This window comes from Thiocystis minor, assembly GCF_016653465.1.
GTDB classification, from domain to species: domain Bacteria; phylum Pseudomonadota; class Gammaproteobacteria; order Chromatiales; family Chromatiaceae; genus Chromatium; species Chromatium minus.
On the sequence record NZ_NHSQ01000068.1, the window covers coordinates 73,894 to 89,546 of the forward strand.

General features: G+C 62.8%; 19 protein-coding genes. 9 read left to right on the forward strand and 10 right to left on the reverse strand.

Going from position 1 to position 15,653, the window contains the following annotated elements; genetic code table 11:
- Nucleotides 1-56 precede the first annotated feature (56 nt).
- The gene (cysG, locus tag CCR95_RS08525) at nt 57-1,478 is read left to right on the forward strand and encodes a siroheme synthase CysG (RefSeq protein WP_201093520.1); all 1,422 of its coding nucleotides are present in this window, start codon (nt 57-59) and stop codon (nt 1,476-1,478) included.
- Here the strand turns inward: cysG and CCR95_RS08530 are convergent.
- From CCR95_RS08530 to CCR95_RS08565, 8 genes are all read right to left on the reverse strand, one after another.
- On the reverse strand, nt 1,475-1,687 hold the full coding sequence (locus tag CCR95_RS08530) for a hypothetical protein (RefSeq protein WP_201093521.1): 213 nt from the start codon (nt 1,685-1,687) through the stop codon (nt 1,475-1,477). The genes cysG and CCR95_RS08530 overlap by 4 nt on opposite strands.
- 121 nt (nt 1,688-1,808) lie before the next feature.
- A complete protein-coding gene (locus CCR95_RS08535; protein WP_201093523.1) occupies nt 1,809-2,081 on the reverse strand; it encodes a type II toxin-antitoxin system RelE/ParE family toxin in 273 nt (90 codons plus the stop codon).
- Complete coding sequence (locus CCR95_RS08540; RefSeq protein ID WP_201093525.1) at nt 2,078-2,290, reverse strand: ParD-like family protein; 213 nt, start codon at nt 2,288-2,290, stop codon at nt 2,078-2,080. The genes CCR95_RS08535 and CCR95_RS08540 overlap by 4 nt, the downstream gene beginning before the upstream one ends.
- A gap of 420 nt (nt 2,291-2,710) precedes the next feature.
- On the reverse strand, nt 2,711-3,115 hold the full coding sequence (locus tag CCR95_RS08545) for an RpnC/YadD family protein (protein ID WP_201093527.1): 405 nt from the start codon (nt 3,113-3,115) through the stop codon (nt 2,711-2,713).
- Nucleotides 3,116-3,338: 223 nt separating this feature from the next.
- Nucleotides 3,339-3,596, reverse strand: a complete 258-nt coding sequence (locus CCR95_RS08550) for a tetratricopeptide repeat protein (RefSeq protein ID WP_201093529.1) — start codon at nt 3,594-3,596, stop codon at nt 3,339-3,341.
- A 162-nt stretch (nt 3,597-3,758) separates the two neighbouring features.
- Nucleotides 3,759-5,792 (reverse strand): flagellar filament capping protein FliD, encoded by a 2,034-nt coding sequence (gene fliD / locus CCR95_RS08555; RefSeq protein WP_201093531.1) that lies wholly within the window; start codon nt 5,790-5,792, stop codon nt 3,759-3,761.
- A 24-nt stretch (nt 5,793-5,816) separates the two neighbouring features.
- The gene (locus CCR95_RS08560) at nt 5,817-6,230 is read right to left on the reverse strand and encodes a flagellar protein FlaG (protein WP_201093534.1); all 414 of its coding nucleotides are present in this window, start codon (nt 6,228-6,230) and stop codon (nt 5,817-5,819) included.
- 107 nt (nt 6,231-6,337) lie between these two features.
- Nucleotides 6,338-10,825 carry a flagellin N-terminal helical domain-containing protein gene (locus CCR95_RS08565; protein ID WP_201093536.1) on the reverse strand — a complete coding sequence of 1,496 codons (4,488 nt, stop codon included), beginning with the start codon at nt 10,823-10,825 and terminating at the stop codon, nt 6,338-6,340.
- A gap of 216 nt (nt 10,826-11,041) precedes the next feature.
- On the opposite strand from CCR95_RS08565, the gene CCR95_RS08570 reads away from it, so the two are divergent.
- From CCR95_RS08570 to CCR95_RS08580, 3 genes are all read left to right on the forward strand, one after another.
- A complete protein-coding gene (locus CCR95_RS08570) occupies nt 11,042-11,404 on the forward strand; it encodes a flagellar protein FliT (protein ID WP_201093538.1) in 363 nt (120 codons plus the stop codon).
- A gap of 239 nt (nt 11,405-11,643) precedes the next feature.
- Nucleotides 11,644-12,045, forward strand: coding sequence for a flagellar export chaperone FliS (fliS, locus tag CCR95_RS08575; RefSeq protein ID WP_201093540.1), 402 nt, complete (start codon nt 11,644-11,646; stop codon nt 12,043-12,045).
- A 92-nt stretch (nt 12,046-12,137) separates the two neighbouring features.
- Nucleotides 12,138-12,314, forward strand: a complete 177-nt coding sequence (locus CCR95_RS08580) for a flagellar protein FlaG (RefSeq protein ID WP_201093541.1) — start codon at nt 12,138-12,140, stop codon at nt 12,312-12,314.
- A gap of 96 nt (nt 12,315-12,410) precedes the next feature.
- Here CCR95_RS08580 and CCR95_RS08585 read toward each other — a convergent pair whose 3' ends face one another.
- Nucleotides 12,411-12,848, reverse strand: coding sequence for a hypothetical protein (locus CCR95_RS08585; protein ID WP_201093542.1), 438 nt, complete (start codon nt 12,846-12,848; stop codon nt 12,411-12,413).
- A 471-nt stretch (nt 12,849-13,319) separates the two neighbouring features.
- Between CCR95_RS08585 and CCR95_RS08590 the strand changes: the two genes are divergently transcribed.
- The 3 genes from CCR95_RS08590 to CCR95_RS08600 all read left to right on the forward strand — a co-directional run bounded on the left by CCR95_RS08590 (nt 13,320) and on the right by CCR95_RS08600 (nt 14,493).
- A complete protein-coding gene (locus CCR95_RS08590; protein WP_201093543.1) occupies nt 13,320-13,550 on the forward strand; it encodes a DUF1902 domain-containing protein in 231 nt (76 codons plus the stop codon).
- Nucleotides 13,550-13,747, forward strand: coding sequence for a type II toxin-antitoxin system HicA family toxin (locus tag CCR95_RS08595; RefSeq protein ID WP_201093544.1), 198 nt, complete (start codon nt 13,550-13,552; stop codon nt 13,745-13,747). The genes CCR95_RS08590 and CCR95_RS08595 overlap by 1 nt, the downstream gene beginning before the upstream one ends.
- 161 nt (nt 13,748-13,908) lie before the next feature.
- The gene (locus tag CCR95_RS08600) at nt 13,909-14,493 is read left to right on the forward strand and encodes an Rpn family recombination-promoting nuclease/putative transposase (protein ID WP_242523131.1); all 585 of its coding nucleotides are present in this window, start codon (nt 13,909-13,911) and stop codon (nt 14,491-14,493) included.
- A 224-nt stretch (nt 14,494-14,717) separates the two neighbouring features.
- Here CCR95_RS08600 and CCR95_RS08605 read toward each other — a convergent pair whose 3' ends face one another.
- Nucleotides 14,718-14,921, reverse strand: coding sequence for a hypothetical protein (locus CCR95_RS08605; protein WP_201093546.1), 204 nt, complete (start codon nt 14,919-14,921; stop codon nt 14,718-14,720).
- Between CCR95_RS08605 and CCR95_RS08610 the strand changes: the two genes are divergently transcribed.
- Nucleotides 14,911-15,177, forward strand: a complete 267-nt coding sequence (locus CCR95_RS08610; protein WP_201093548.1) for a DUF4160 domain-containing protein — start codon at nt 14,911-14,913, stop codon at nt 15,175-15,177. The two genes, CCR95_RS08605 and CCR95_RS08610, sit on opposite strands and share 11 nt — an antisense overlap.
- Entirely contained in the window at nt 15,170-15,439 is a 270-nt protein-coding gene (locus CCR95_RS08615; protein ID WP_201093550.1) for a DUF2442 domain-containing protein, read from the forward strand. The genes CCR95_RS08610 and CCR95_RS08615 overlap by 8 nt, the downstream gene beginning before the upstream one ends.
- Nucleotides 15,440-15,653: the final 214 nt, after the last annotated feature.

Below are 15,653 nucleotides of genomic sequence, written 5' to 3' on the forward strand. Positions count from 1 at the left end.
GGACTTTTGACAATCAACTCAACGATCCTGCGGGGTCCTCGCGGCTGAACATCACCATGGAACTCCTCCCGATCTTCCTTGACATCAAGGGCAAATCCTGCCTGATCGTCGGCGGCGGTGCGACCGCGGCCCGCAAGGCGGGCAACCTGCAGCGCGCTGGCGCCGCGATCACGCTTGTCTCGCCCCACCTGTGCGAGTCGCTCGCGCGCCAGGCCGAGGCAGGCGCCTTCCGCCACCTCCAGCGCCCCTTTGCGCCGGCCGACATCACCGGCAACACGCTGATCATTGCCGCCACCGACGACCCTGAAGTCAACCGCCAGATCGCGCGTCTGGCGGGGGAACGCCAAATCCCCGTCAACGTGGTCGACGATCCCGACGCCTGTACCTTTTTGCTACCCTCGATCGTCGACCGCGCGCCCGTCACCATCGCCGTGTCGAGCGGCAAGACCTCGCCGGTACTGGCACGGATGCTGCGCACCCGGCTCGAAGCGCTGATCCCCGCCGGCTACGGCCGACTCGCCGACCTCGCCGGGCGCTACCGCGAACGGGTCAAGGCGCGCTTCGGCGAACCGCGCGACCGCCGCCGCTTCTGGGATCGGGTGCTGCAGGGCGCCGTCGCCGAACGCATCCTCGCCGGCCAGTTCGCGGAGGCCGAGGCCGTCATCGAACGCGAGCTGGCCCCGGACGCCCTGGAGTCCGACATGGGCGAGGTCTATCTGGTCGGCGCCGGACCGGGCGACCCGGACCTCATGACCTTCCGCGCGTTGCGTCTGATGCAGCAGGCGGATGTCGTGGTCTATGACCGGCTCGTCGCCGAGCCGATTCTCAAAATGACCCGCCGCGACGCCCGCCGCATCTATGTCGGCAAGGAGCGCAACCATCACGCCATGCGTCAGGAAGAGATCAACCGGCTGCTCGCCGATCTCGCCAAGGACGGACATCGGGTGTTGCGGCTCAAGGGCGGCGACCCCTTCATCTTCGGACGCGGCGGCGAGGAGATTGACACCCTGGCCGCCGAGGGCGTGCCCTTCCAGGTCATCCCCGGCATCACCGCCGCCTCCGGCTGCGCCGCCTATGCCGGCATCCCGCTCACCCATCGCGATTACGCCCAGTCCGTCACCTTCGTCACCGGACACCTCAAGGACGGCACCATCAACCTCAACTGGCCCGCGCTCGCCCAGCCGAACCAGACCGTCGTCTTCTATATGGGCCTGGTCGGCCTACCGATCATCGTCGAGCGGCTGATCGCCCATGGCGTCGCGCCCGAGATGCCCATCGCCCTGATCCAGCAGGGAACGACCCATCTGCAGCGGGTGTATTCAGGCACCCTGTCGACGATTCTGGACGTCGTCGCGAGCGACCCGCCGCAACCGCCGACGCTCGTCATCGTCGGTGAAGTCGTTACGCTGCGCGAGAAGCTCAATTGGTTCAGTCCGCCCGACGAGCCCGTCGAAGGGGCGACCACCGTGATCGTTTAGGAACGGCTCGTTAATATCACCACTTGCAGCAATTGCGCCGGCGTCTTGAGTTTGCGCGGGCGCGCGAACGCCTTGAACTCACGCGCCATCGTCGCGTACTCGGGTGGCAATTCCTTCAGAAACGCTTCAAACGCAAGATCGACGGGCTGGGAGGCGTAGAGCATGGCGGCAAAATGCCCAACAGATCGCGCCTCTCCACGGATTTTCAAGGGCTTGCCGGCTATGTTGGCGCCTATGGGTGGATATCCCGTCCCGCCTCCGGTTGGAATGAGACGCGGCCACTGATGCTGGGGTTTGGTTTCGTTCGCCCCGGCCGACGCCACTCCACCGCTAGAGCTTCAGGTTGCGGTAAAAATTCTCGTGCGGGCCGACCGCCATGAACATCCGCCTGGTCTCATCCCATTGGTACGCAAGCAAAAACTGTTGATGAATGCAATCGAACTTGTAGACGAAGACCCTGGCAAGATCTCCTTTTTTCGCTTCGCCGATGCCAGGATCAGCCACGATGGCGCGAATGGCGGCATGGACGACGAGGCGCTGGTTGGGATGCAGCTTTTTGTAAACCCGCTTGAAGGCGGGCTTTTGCTCCAGTTGCACACTCATGGGTCAGGCAATTCAAAAGGTTCGGATTCTTCTTCCATGGCCTGTAACGTATCGCGCACAAATTCGACAGGCAGATCGGGATTATCCAGTGCTGCCCGCCCGACCTTGGCCCAGTAGGCCACTTGTTGGGGGATGGATCGCATCTCGGCCTTTGCTCGCGCCTTGGCCGTGTCGTACAGTGCATCGTCAATGCGAATAGAAACGCTCATTTCGCCGCTCCAGTAGTAATTTACTACAAATGAAGCTTATCGCCACAGGGCGAGCATGGCAACTGGAATCGGATCCGAATCGGCACGCCAGCGGTTGCCCGAGCTTCTCGATCGAGCGCACGCTGGCGAGCAAGCAATCATCAAAAACCATGGCCTATCCTACGCCGCCCTCGTGCCGCTGGACCAGAGAGTCGATTTTCAGCGCGTGGGGCTATTGGCGCTCCGTGGATCCAGGGTTGGGCTCTGGGTTCTGGCGGGGTTGCTCAATGGGAACAATGAGATCTTCAGGCCGAACGGGGCATTTGCCCCGTTCGGAACGTTTCGGGCGGTTGGATTTTGCTGATGGGTCGGCGAAACGTGCGCGACGGGGTGAATACCCCGTTCCGCTTCAACAACGCACCCTGCCACGCTAATGAAGGTTCACCCAAAGAGTTCGTCGGGAGTGCTTGCCGTGAGGATGCGATCAAGCCAAACGTCGAGCAGTGCCGTGTTGGCGGACTGAATTTGCTGGAGTCGTTCCGGAGTCAGCGAACCGAATTTGGCTTCGATCAAGCGCAGCAGGGCTTTTGCCTCGCCGCGTTGCTCGCCACGCTGTTCACCGCGCTGTTCGCCGCGTTGTTCGCCGATTACTTCGCCGAGCTTTTGGCCGCGTTCCAGCGCCATTCGTTCGAAACTCATGACATAGGGCATCTTGGTTCGCTCCTCAAATCGGATCAACTCGTTGCGTAATTCTTGTTCAAGGGTGCGGGGCAGGCGGAGCATCCAGTCGATCAAGCGCAGGAGTTGCAGTGCGTCCTCGCGGGAGTAGCGATATTGGTAGAGCAACCAGATGATCTCGCGCTTGTTGGCCTTACGCTCGGGATTGCTCGATTGACGGTGTGCCGCCAGTTGCGCCAGGGCTACGACAGCGAAGGGATTGGTGCCGGCCAGACCCTTCAGGGCTTCCCAGTGATCGCTCCAGCGCTGAAGATTGTGGATTCGGAAGCGGAAACGTACCCCGTAGTCATCGCGTCCCGAGGCGTAGAGCCCCGTCCCGCCTCAGGACTCATCAATGAGCCTGATCTGGCTCCTCGTCGTCCTTTTGGTTTTGGCCGGCGTCCATGATGGTGCGATAGAGCGATTGCGCTTCCTGGAGATGATCGGCGAGTTGCTGGGAGAACAGTTGCCGAAGATTCTCGCTGGCGTCCGGGTGATCGGGCTGGATCTGCAGGACGGCCTGATAGAGTGCCGCGGCCTCCTCCAATTGGCCGTTGCGGTGATGTTCGAATGCCTGTTGGAGGATCTCGTCGAGGGTCGGTTCGGTCATGCGATCAATCCCATGCTGGTTCTTCCAGCCGGACGGGGCATTCGCCCCGTTCGGAACGTTTGCCTGCAGATGCGGCGGGAACTGCCGGCGGGGGAATAAATATGCGGGACGGGGTAAATACCCCGTCCCGCTCCAAGAATACCCCGTCCCGCTGCAACCCCATCACCCCGTGAAAGTCCTGGTGTTGGCATAGGGCAGGTTGGCGAGTTGCTGGGTCAGGTAGGTGCTGGTGGACTGGAACTGGCTGACCAATTTGTCCATCGCGTTGAATTGCTTGAACAACTGAAGCTCGTACTTCTCCATGCGCGTGGTGAGGTCGGTGCGCTCCTGCTCGATGGTCGCGACGCTGTCCTGCAAACTCCCCAACCGCGATTCCAGGGTGCCCTGCGCACCCAGCAGCCCCGCGAAGACCTCGTCGAGTTGCGCAACCAGGCCGCTGGTGTAGCGCACGCTGCCCCGGTCCCCGATCACGTCGTCATTGAGTTCCAGCCGCAAGCCCTTGGCGTCTCCGGTCAACCCCGTGATCTGGCGACCCACCCCCTCGGTCTCCTTGCCATTCAGGGTTGCCACCACATCCTTACCCGCCGTGCCGGCGCCCACCGCCAGTCCGCCCAGCAGGGCGCCGCTCTCCGCCGCGCCAATCTGGTTGATCTCGACCTCGGACTCCGAGCCATAGCGCCGCGACTCGATGCTGAAGGTCGTACCGTTGTATTGAACCGTCACGCTCGCGCCGCCGGCCTTGAGATTGGCGTCGCCGTTGATGCGGCTCTGCAACTCCGCCGCCAGTTCGGCGCCGGTCGCATAGTTGCCCTGGGTGATGGCGATACTGCCCGAGGCGACCCCGTCCACCGTCAGGAGCAGGGCGCTGTTGGACGCATCCACCAGCCGTGACGGCCCCGCCGCGCCGGCGAGACTCCCGCGGGTCGCGGCGGTCGTCACCGCCAGCGCATGGTTGCCGGCCTTGGTGTCGGCGGTCTTGCTGACATAGGTGACGCCATTGTCGCTGGCCACCCCCAAGGGGGCGAACAGCGCCACGACATCGTTCTTGTTGGTCTTGATCGCCGCGCTCAGTTTTTCGGTGTCCAGCGCCAGGGTGCCATCGGCCTTGGTCGAGATGCCGATATTCATCAGCGACTTGATCGAGCCATCGAGCCCGTCCACGGAGCGAGTCAGAAAACTGCGGATCTGGCGCATGGCGCCCTGCACCGTAAAGTCGCCCAGCAGCACGCCGGCCTTGCGGGTCTCCGGGTCGTAGCTGGCGATCGAATTGACCGTGGTCACCAGCTCGTTGAACTTGTCGACAAACCCCTGGACGCCCTCGGTGATGCCGCTGGTGTTCGCGGCGATGCTCAGATTCACCGACTCGCCCGGCTGGGCCTTGTGCAGATTCAGGGTCACGCCCTTGAGCGCGGTGGAGACCGCGTTGGTGGTGCTGGTCACGTCCAGACCGTTGATGCCGACCACCGCGTCCTGGGCGGCCAGGGTCTGGCTCATCTGGGGCGCGGTCTGGTTGAAGGCCAGCGCCGAGAGACCGCTGGCGTCGGTGTTGTTGCCATCGCTGTCGGCGACCGTGATCTCCATCCCGTTGCGGGCGCCCGTGCTGGTCGAGGTCAGCACCAGCCGGTTGCCGCCGCCGTCGTTGACGATCGAGGCCTTGACCGCCGCGCCGGCCTTGTTGATGGCGTCGCGCACCCCGAGCAGGCTGTTGTTGGTCGCGTCCAGCGTCAGGGTCAGGGTTCCCTCATCCGGGTTCTGGGTGAAGTCGGTGGGGTCGCCGGTGACCGGATCGAGGTTGTTGGTCCCGAACTTGATGGTCAGGGTCCCGCTGCCGACCACATCCGTGGTATTGGCGTAGGTCTTGCTCGCCAGGTTCTGGGCCTGCGCCAGTTGCTTGACGTTCAGGGTATAGTCGCCGGCCTCGGCGTTCAGGCTGGCGCTCGCGCTCACCGCTTCGGCCTCGCTGGAGGTCGCCTGCATCTGAGAAAAGCTGGTGGAATGGCGCAGCGAACCGACCGCCGTCTGGAACGCGGAGAGACCGCTCTTAAAACTTCCGAACGCGGAGATCCGCGCCTGATCGGTCGCCTCCTGCTTGTCGAACAGGACGGTTTGCGGCGTCCGCTCGGCCTCCATCAGCTTGGTGACGATATTGTTGATGTCCAGCCCGGAGCCCAGTCCGGTCGTTGTCACGGTCGTCATGTCAGCGCTCCCGCGCGGGTCGGTTCAGGCCTTTTCCTCGAACAGCAACCCTTTGATTTCGCCGAGTTTCTCGGCCATTCTGAGGACGTATTCCGGCGGAATCTGTCGGATCACCTGATCGGTCTTGGCGTCCTTGATCTGCACCACCGTGCGTCCGGAATCCTCGTCGATCTTAAACTCCAGCGTCTGTTGCAGATTCTGGAAAAAATCGTTGATGTCCTTCACCGCCTTTTCCACCGCTTGGGGGTCGGATTCGGCTTTTTTGCCCGGGAGGCCCGCTTGCGCGGGATCCCGCGCCGCAGGGATCGGGCGTAACTGCGCCTCGCCCGGCACCGCCGACTGCTGCACGGCGGGATCGGCATTCGCACTGGCGGGCGGCACCGCGGCGGGCTTCAAACCAGCGTTGAGGCTGCTGGCGACAGAACTCAAGCTCTCCATAACGGGTCTCCGTGAGTCATTGGGAGATGGCCCCGCAGGGCCATCGGTCTCGAATCGGATGGAAAGACGGGCTCCACCCCGTCCTTCCAACGTCTAGCCTACTGCGTTTAGCGCAGCAGCGACAGCACGCCCTGTGCGGAGGAGTTGGCCTGCGCCAGCATCGCCGTGCCGGCCTGCTGCAACACCTGGGCGCGGCTCAGGCTCGCGGTCTCCGAGGCGAAGTCGGCGTCCTGGATGCGCGAGCGCGCCGCGGTCAGGTTGGTCGAGGTCGACTGCAGGGCCGAGATGGTCGAGTTGAAGCGGTTCTGCGTCGCGCCCAGCGCCGCCTGATTGCTGCTGACCTGCGCCAGGGCATTGTCGATCGCCGTGATCGCCTTGGCCGCGCCGGCCGCCGTGGAGATGTCCAGTTTGGACAGATCCATGCCGCTCTTGCCGGTGCCGTAGGTGCCGACTTCCAGCCCGGAGTTCTCGATGTTGGCCGTCGAGCCCTTCTCGACATCGAATTGCGTGGTCGAACTCAGGGTATAGCTGCCGAAGGCGGTGTTGGAACGCGCGTTCACGCTGGAGGCGCTGAGCCCGACGTCCGACAGACCGATCCCCGAGCCGGCCGCGACCGTGATCGCCTGGCCGCCAGCCGAATTGAGGCTGAGCTTGTTGGTCGCGCTGTCGTAGCTCGCCGTGACCCCGGTGCGATCGGTGATGTTGTTGATCGCGGCCACCGTCGAGTTGGCGGTTGCCACGTTGTCGCCGTTGGTCACGGCGACGGCGCCGGTCTCCACGCCGTTGATGCGCACCGTCCCGGTGGCGGTCGCGCCCGCGGTCAGCGTGCCGAAGACGGTGGAGGTGTCGGACACGTCCGCCAGACCGGTGTTGGCCGCGTTCAGGCCGCCGGTATAGGCGACGTTGATGTTGCGCCCGTCGGCGGCCTGCAGCTCCACCCCGCCCTCGATGCTGTTGTTATCTACCGCCTTGACGCCGGTCTGCTCCGACACGGCATTGATGGCGTCGATCACGGCCGTGCGGCTGTTGGCCGTGTTGATGGCATCGCCCCCGCCCACCACCGCCACGGTGCGGGTGGTGACCCCGTTGATGACCAGGGCGCCCGAGCCGTCGGTGCCGCTGGACATGTCGGAGCCGCGCATCACCGTGGTGTTCACGGTGGCGGTCACGCCGGTGTTCTCCGTGACCGCATTGATCGCCGCCGTCTTGGCGATGGCGCTGGCGGCGGTGTTGCGCGTCTGTTCATCGGCGCTCATCGAACTGGCGTAACGCGAGGAGGTGTCGCTGCCCGCCTGGGAGGCACCGATCGTCACCCCGTTGATCTGCACGTCGCCCTGGGCCATGGCATGACCATTGTTGCTTCCCGCCGCGACATAGGCGGTCTGGGCCGCATAGGCCCCGGAGGACAGGCCGGCGTTGCCAACATCGGCGGTCACGCTGGTGCCGGCCGAGACCACGATCTCCTCGTCCGAGGACAGGGTGTAGCTGCCATACTCGGTGCCCTCGGCGCGGTCGGCCTGGCCGTTGGGGGTGAAGGTCAACTGGCTCAGCCCCAACTGGGCGGCGGTGGCGGTGGTGTCGGCGCCGCTCAGGTCGATGGCGTCGCCCTGGGCGTCCATGAGGACGACCCCGTCGCCATCCTGATTCAGCGCCGCCGTGGTGCCCGCCGCCGCGAGGTCCGCGTTGCGGTTGATGGCAGTGGCGATGTTGTTCGCCATGACGTCGGGGTCGAAGGTGGTGGCGGTGGTCGCTGCCACGTTCATATCAGTAGCGAGTATGGCAGTGGATACCGTGGCGGTAGTCGTGCCATCTCCGACAGTAATCGCACGTCCATCGGCTGCCGTGAACGACAGGATACTATTGGCTGCCCCACCGACGGACGCCGTAATTCCAGCGGCACTCAATGTGGCATTGGTATTGACCGCCGTGGCAATCGCGACGGCGTTGGTCGTGAGCAAAGTCGCGTTTGCACCTGTGGTCAAGCCTGCCACATCGACAGTCACGCCATTCAGGACGAAGTTGCCGTTTCCACCATTGCCGCTAAAGTCTTTAACGTCGAGTCCTGCCGTAGCCGTTGCGGTGTTGGCCGTCCCCGTCTCGATCCCGGACACCGTGACGCCATTGATCTCCAGATCGATCGTGGTGGCCCCGACCGCGGCGCTGCCCGAGCCCGCCGTGGTGGTGACGGCGCCGCCATTGACCACGTTGCCGCCCTGGGTGCCGGGCGAGGTGTAGGTCATCTGGCTCAGACCCATCTGCCCCGTGGTCATGTTGGTGCCGGTGAAGTCGATGGTCTCGCCCTCGGCATCCACCACGGTCACGCCGGCGCTGTCGACGTTCAAGGTGGCTGACACGCCCTGATCCTGAAGCGTGGTGTTGTTGTTGATGGCCGCCATGACGTCGCTGGCGAATTCGTTGGCGTCGAAGGTGCCGAGTTGGGTGACGGTTGTACCGCCAGCGAAACCCAGCATAGCGGCGGTGGCATGGGTGGCCGTGCCGGTGCCGGTCGTGATCGTAATGGCGCGCCCGTCTGCCGAGGTAAGGGCAATTTCACCGCCAGCCTCGCTGGCAACGATACCTGCGGCGGCTAGTGTGGTGTCGCCATTAATTGCTGCCACGATTGCTGTTTGGTTTGTCGCGCCACTGCCGACAGCATCAGCGACTGCCGAAAACTCCAGGTTATACCCGTTGATGTTGATATCGTGGGTAGCTAGCGTAAAGCCACCACCGTCATCGACCGCCGTACCAGCGGTGAATGTGTTGGTATACGTAGATGCCTGGCTAGTGGTCGTATAACCAATATTGACTGCCGTTAGATTATTGGTAGCAGTGCCATCGCCGGTGGCGACATTGATGGCGCGCCCATCGGCGGCATTAAAAGTTAGCTTGTTACCTGTAGTATCATACGACGCACTGATGCCTGCCGAATCCATCGTGGTATCGGCATTGATCGCTGCTGCTAGGGCTGCGCCATCTTCGTCCTGTACGCCTGTTGCAGTGAAGGTGACATTGTGGCCATTGATCTTGACGTCACTGCTGCCCGCTGCCAGACCATTCGTATAGACGGCTGCGGCGGTGAAGGTGTTCGCCCCAGACACCCCGATCGCCATGGTGCCCAGGTCTTCGCCATTGACCACCAGTTTGTTCGCGGCGGCCGTGCCGCCGGTGATGGCGCCAGCAGCGACAACGTTGCCAGCGGTCAGCGTCCCCTGCGGATCGATGCCAGTGCCGGCCATCGAGGTCATGTTCGCGCCCTGGACGATATTGGCCTTGCCGCTGGTCTCGCCGATGCCGGTGCTGGCGTTGGTGAAGGTGCTGGTGCCGCCGGCCAGGGCCATGGCGTGCAGTTTGACATCGATGGTGCGGCCGTCGGCGGCCTTGAGAGTGACGCCGTCGCTGTCTTTGCCGGTGTCCGTGGCGGTGATGCCGGTCTCGCCGGAAATGGCGTTGATCGCCGCCGCGACGTTGGCGCGGGTGGCGGCGGTGTCGATGGTGGTGGTGACGACCCCGGTATCCACGCCGTTGACGGTGATGACGCCCGAGCCCGCCGCGCCGGTCATGCTGGCGCCGGTCAGGGTGCTGTCGTTGAGCGCGCGCACGCCGGTGGTGGCGGCGTCGAAGGAGCCGGAGACGGGCGAGGAGTACTTGACGGTGATGTTGCGCCCATCGGTCGCCTGGAGTTCCACGCCGGTCGCGTCGTCGCCGCTGTCCATGGCGGTCACGCCGGTCTGGCCGCTGACCTTGTTGATCGCCTCGACCACCGCCGCGCGGCTGGTGGCGGCATCGGTGGTGGTGGAGATGATGCCGGTCTCGACGCCATTGATCGAGAGCTTGCCGCTGCCGGTCGCGGCCTTCATGGTGGCGCCGGCGGAGCTGTTGGTGTCGACGCTCGCGCTGACGCCGGTCTGTTCCGTGCTGGCATTGATGGCGGCGGCCTTGGCGATGGCGCTGCTGGCCTTGCTCGACGCGGGATAGGAGGCCAGATCGTCGCTGGCGGAGGAGCCGCGGATCGAGACGCCGTTGATGATGAGGTCGCCGTTGTTGATCGCCTCCTCGCTGCCGCGGGCGGTCAGGGCGGAGGTCTCGCTGGTGCCGAGCTGGCTGGTCTTGGCGCCGTTGACGGTGACGCTGATGGTCTGGCCGGCGTTGGCGCCGACCTGGAAGTTCTGGGCCTTGAAACCGCCTTCCAGCAGCTTGAGACCGTTGAACTCGGTCTGGGTGGCGACGCGGTCGATCTCCGACAGCAACTGGCTGGCCTCCTGCTGCAGGGCGGCGCGGTCGGAGGAGGTATTGGTGGCGTTGGCGGATTGCACCGACAGCTCGCGCAGGCGCTGGAGACTGTTGGTGATCTCGCCGAGCGCGCCCTGGGCGGTCTGGGCCAGCGAGATGCCGTCATTGGCGTTGCGCGCGGCCTGATTCATGCCGGTGACCTGAGCGCTCATCCGACCCGCGATGGCCATACCGGCGGCGTCGTCCGAGGCGCTGTTGATGCGCAGGCCCGAAGACAAGCGGTTCATGGCCGTCTGCATCGAATTTTGCGACTTGCTCAATTGGATCTGAGTGGTCAGCGAAGTGACGTTGGTGTTGATGTACATTGCCACGGTGGTTTACTCCAATGCGAGGTTGAGGAATCGGTCCGAGCCTGGCTTGGAGGCCATGCAGTGGACGGCTCAGAGGGGTTATCGGATGCGCGCGGGAAAACTTTAGGCGTTTCGCGCCCGCGGTCGGTTGGCGGCGATCCCGTCCCGCCTGGAAGCGCGCTACACTTTGAACAGACGCGTGCCGCTGGCACCGCACCCCAGGAGGTCATCATGACGTTGCCGCCCACTGCTGCCGACACGCTCGGGCCGACCCGTCACCCGGAACGAGAGGCGTCCCTGGAGGCGCGTCTCGATGCCCTGATCGCGCTCTCGACCGAACGGCTGAACGCGGCGCGCGCCGGAGACTGGGAGCGGGTGCAGGCGGGCGAGCCCGAGCGCGCGGCGCTGATCCGCGCGGCCTTTCCCGAGCCCTTGAGCGAGACGCTGCCCGAACCCTTGGCCGAGCGTCTGCAAACCTTCCTCGATCTCGACCGCCAGCTCCTGGAACAGGCGCGGCGGCGCCTCGACGCCCTGCGGCAGGAACGGCTGGATCTGCGCCACGCACGCAAGGCGGCGCGGCACTATCAGGGTTGAGCCGACCAGCGATCAACGTGCGGCGATCAACGTGCGGGACGGGGTGAATCGCCCGTCCCGCTTCAGTTCCGTTTCAACGTCCTCCGGTGTTTCGGCGTTCGGCTTTAAGACGCCCTCAAGTAACTTTGCGGGTGGCCGTTACCTTCGCCATGAGCACTGGCCGATACCACTCAATCCCCGGTGTCTCTCTTCATTTTCAAACCCTTTTTCTTGGCGATGACTCGGGAGTGAGAAGCACCATGTACGCGATGCGCAGAGAATTGAACCAATATCGTGAGTCCGGGCACATGGCGGAAGCGTCCGTTGCGAGCCCGCATCGTTTGGTGCAGATGCTGTTCGAGGGTGCGCTGGAGCGGATCGCCGTGGCGCGCGGTGCGATGCAGCAGGGCAATATCCGCATGAAGGGCGAGAAAGTGGGTCAGGCGATCACGATTATCGACGGGTTACGCGCGTCGTTGGATCACGGCAAGGGCGTGGATCTGGCGGAGAAGCTGGAAGCGCTCTACGAGTACATGAACCGGCGGTTGCTGGAAGGGAACGCGCACAATGATCTGGCTGCGCTGGATGAAGTCAGCCAACTGCTGCGCGAGATCAAGTCCGGCTGGGACGCCATCCCGGAGCTGTTGCGGCGGGCGTCCTGATGGCTGAGGCGGGACGGGATTCGCCATGAGCGGGGCAGGATCATGGCGTCATCCGATTTCTCCTGGTCCGCCAATGAGATGAAGGTGTCCTTATGATCAAGGCGATCCTGATGCAGGATCACCGGCGCGTGCTGGAAATCAGTATGGATGATGAGACAGGGTTTGTTGTGTTGACCGTCATGGATCGCGAGCGCCGCGAGGTGATCCGTCAGATGACGTTAAAACAGGTGCTGCGACTGATGGAAGGCGCGCGAGGACGCGAGGTGTGAGAGGGACGGCCATGCCTCAGGCGTTGCCGCCGGACCCGCCTAAAACGTTCCGGACGGGGTGAATCCCCCGTCCGGCGCGGGTTTTAACCATCCTTGTTACAGATAACGCAGGGCGGCGATGACGAGACCCGTGCTGGTGGCGATGAATCCGACCAGCCAAAGAAACTGTTGATCGTGGCGTTTGAGCATCTCGTCGAAGCGTTTGTCCATCTGCTCGAAGCGTTTGTCCACCTGCTCGAAGCGCTTGTCCACCTGCTCGAAGCGCTTGTCCATCTGCTCGAAGCGCTTCTCTACCATCTCGAAGCGTTTATCGACCTGCTCGAAGCGCTTGTCGATCTGCTCGAAGCGTTTCTCCATCTGCTCGAAGCCTTGTCGCATCAGTTCGCGCTGGTGCTTGAGTTCTTCCTCCACCCGCACCATGCGCTCGCGCAGTTCGATTTCGTAGACCAGCGGCGGCTTGCCGAGGCTTTGTTCGGCTAGCCACTCGCCGAGGTGGGCCTTGATGAAGGCAATATCTTCCTGGGCCAGGGCCATGCGGGCGTCTCCTCTTTCGCGCCAATCAAGACACAGACTCTAGCGGATCGCGGCGCGGGACGACAAGGCCAGTTGATCCGTCGCCGACCGCTGCCTCCGTGCCCGCCCAAAACGTTCCGGACGGGGTGAATGCCTAAGGATCACCTCCAGGCACGCCGCCCAGCGATCCGGGTGCCAGCGGTGGATGCGTCGAGAATTCAGGTATCGACCTGGCGGCGGATCGCCTGATGGATTTCCGCCGGACGGCCTGTCGCTCGCGACACGGCGGAGCGGTGTCGCGAGATCCAAGCAGCAGGGAGAAAAACAGCTCGCATCAACCTCTTCCCTTGGAAGACGAAAAACCGAGGGAACCTCATTCAATCGTATCGCGAGATCCCAACAGGGAAATAATCCGGTAGCATGAACCCTGCCCTTGGAGGACGAAAAACCGAGGGAACCTCATCCTGAAGCTTTCCGGGAAAAACGACCGCCATGCACTATGAAATTCATGTCGAATGGGATGCCGAGGCCCAGGTTTGGTACATCGAGAACAGTAATGTCCCTGGATTGGTCGGGGAGGCTCCAACCCTCGAGACCATGATGACGCTGCTGCAAACGCGGGTGCCGGAGATGCTGGCCGAGAACGGTTGTCCAACCGATGACGAGATTCCGCTGCGTCTGCTGACCACCTCGCACCTGGCGCAACTGCGACAGGTCGCTTGATGGGCGCGAATTTCACGCCGGATTTGATGCGTCTGCTGCGCGCCGCCGGTTGCACCCTGATCCGGCATGGCAAAGGCGACCATGACATCTGGGAAAGCCCGATCAGCGGTCGGCGCTTTCCTGTCGATGCCAGAATTCGCTCGCGCCACATGGCCAACACCGCGCTCAAACAAGCGGGTCTGCCGCAAACGTTTTGATCATGTCACAGCGTACGCAATCCCCTTCCGCCATCCCGGGGATCGGCTGACGAGCGTAACGACTGATGGGTTTCCGCCGGAAGGCCTGTCGCTCGCGATACCGCGCCGTCGTGTCGCGAGATCCCAACAGGGAAAATACAGATCGCACGAACCCCCTGGCCTTGGAAGACGGAAAACCGAGGGAACCTCAGGGACTCTATGGCGAACAATCTCCCGCGCGCGAGGTGGTGGGAATCGGGGTGTTTCTGCGCGAGCAGGATGTGCCGCGATTTCCGAGTTGGCCGAACCAAGCCGAGGCGCCCCTGTTGCGAGTGGTGCTGCGCGAGGTGTTGCCGGGCTGGCTGGAGCGGGAACCGGACAACCCCTACGTGGCGGTGTTTGCGCCCTTGCTGATCGAAGACGATGACAGTTTGCGCGCACGCGCCCCCGAACTCTGGCGGACGGTGTGTGACGCGCCGCTCGCAGCGGAGGTGCGCGAGGTGCTCGGGCAGGTCATGGAATTCTGGTATTTCGAACGGTTTCGCGGGCTCACCGCGAAGGAGATCTGGGCCATGTTGAATCTGATTACCCCCATCCAGGAAACGCGCGCCTATCAATCGATCTATGCCGAGGGCAAAGCCGAGGGCAAGGCCGAGGGCAAAGCGAGCACCCTCAAGCGTCTATTAGCACGACGTTTCAAGGTGCTCCCCCCTGGGCCGCCACGCGCATCGATGCCGCGACGCTGCCGCAACTGGAGACCTGGTTAGACGGCATCTTCGATGCCGACAGCATCGAAGCGCTGATTGGCGCCGAGCAGGATTGAGCCATCGGAAACTCAAGCCGGACGGGGCATGCGCCCCGTCCGGAAGCGTTTCGTGCCTTGAAGATCGCCGCGATGAGCGCCTGTTGGTGAAACGTGCGGGACGGGGTGAAGATCCCGTTCCGCCGAGGAAAACGTGGTCTGTCCCGGTTATTCCCCCGTTTCGTGAATTCACCACAAAGGCACGAAGAACGCAAAGGAAACAATACCTTGAGGATTTTCATGCGGCTTGTCTCCTGGTCGACCCAGCCTCGGCCAAGCTTCCGCCAAACATCCTTGATTCAATCCTTTGCGGCCTTCGCGTCTTTGCGGTGAGAAATCCGGGTTAAAATCCTTATGTGAAAAATAATGCTGAGCGATTTCGATGCCGGTCATCTCCTGCTTCTTTGGAATCTATGTGCGCATGTACTTCGATGACCACCTTCCTCCACACATTCATGTGGAGTATCAGGGGGCTGAGGCATTGATCGCGATTGAGACGGGAGAATTGCTCGAAGGACGACTGCCGAGAAAGGCGGCCAAGCTGATCAAGGACTGGTGCGCCGATTATCAACCTGAGCTATCGGACAACTGGCAACGTGCGGTCGCACTACAGCCGCTAAGGCGAATTCCTGGAGCCGACAATGATTAAGATCGTCAACGCCGAATCCCTACATGATCGCACCATCCGATTGGAGTTTTCAGACGGAACCACGGGTGACTACGACATGCAACCCTTGATCGTGCGGGGCACCGAGATGGTCAATCCACTTGAAGATAAAGAGTTTTTCCAACGGTTTTTCCTTGAGCTGGGTGCCTTATGTTGGCCCAACGGATTCGAACTCAGCGGCAGGGGCATTCAGCACCGGTTGCGCGAGCAAGGCAAGTTGCATCCGCTCGATCAAGTTGCCTGAAACGGCAACACTCGAGCCGTGCCTCGGCATACTGAAATCAAGGAACCGCTGGCAAGAAAGATCCTAACCCGACTATTTCATGAATTCACCACAAAGGCACGAAGAACGCAAAGGAAACAATACCTTGAGGATTTTCATGCGGCTTGTCTCCTGGTCGACCCAGCCTCGGCCAAGCTTCCGCCAAACATCCTTGATTCAATCCTTTGCGGCCTTC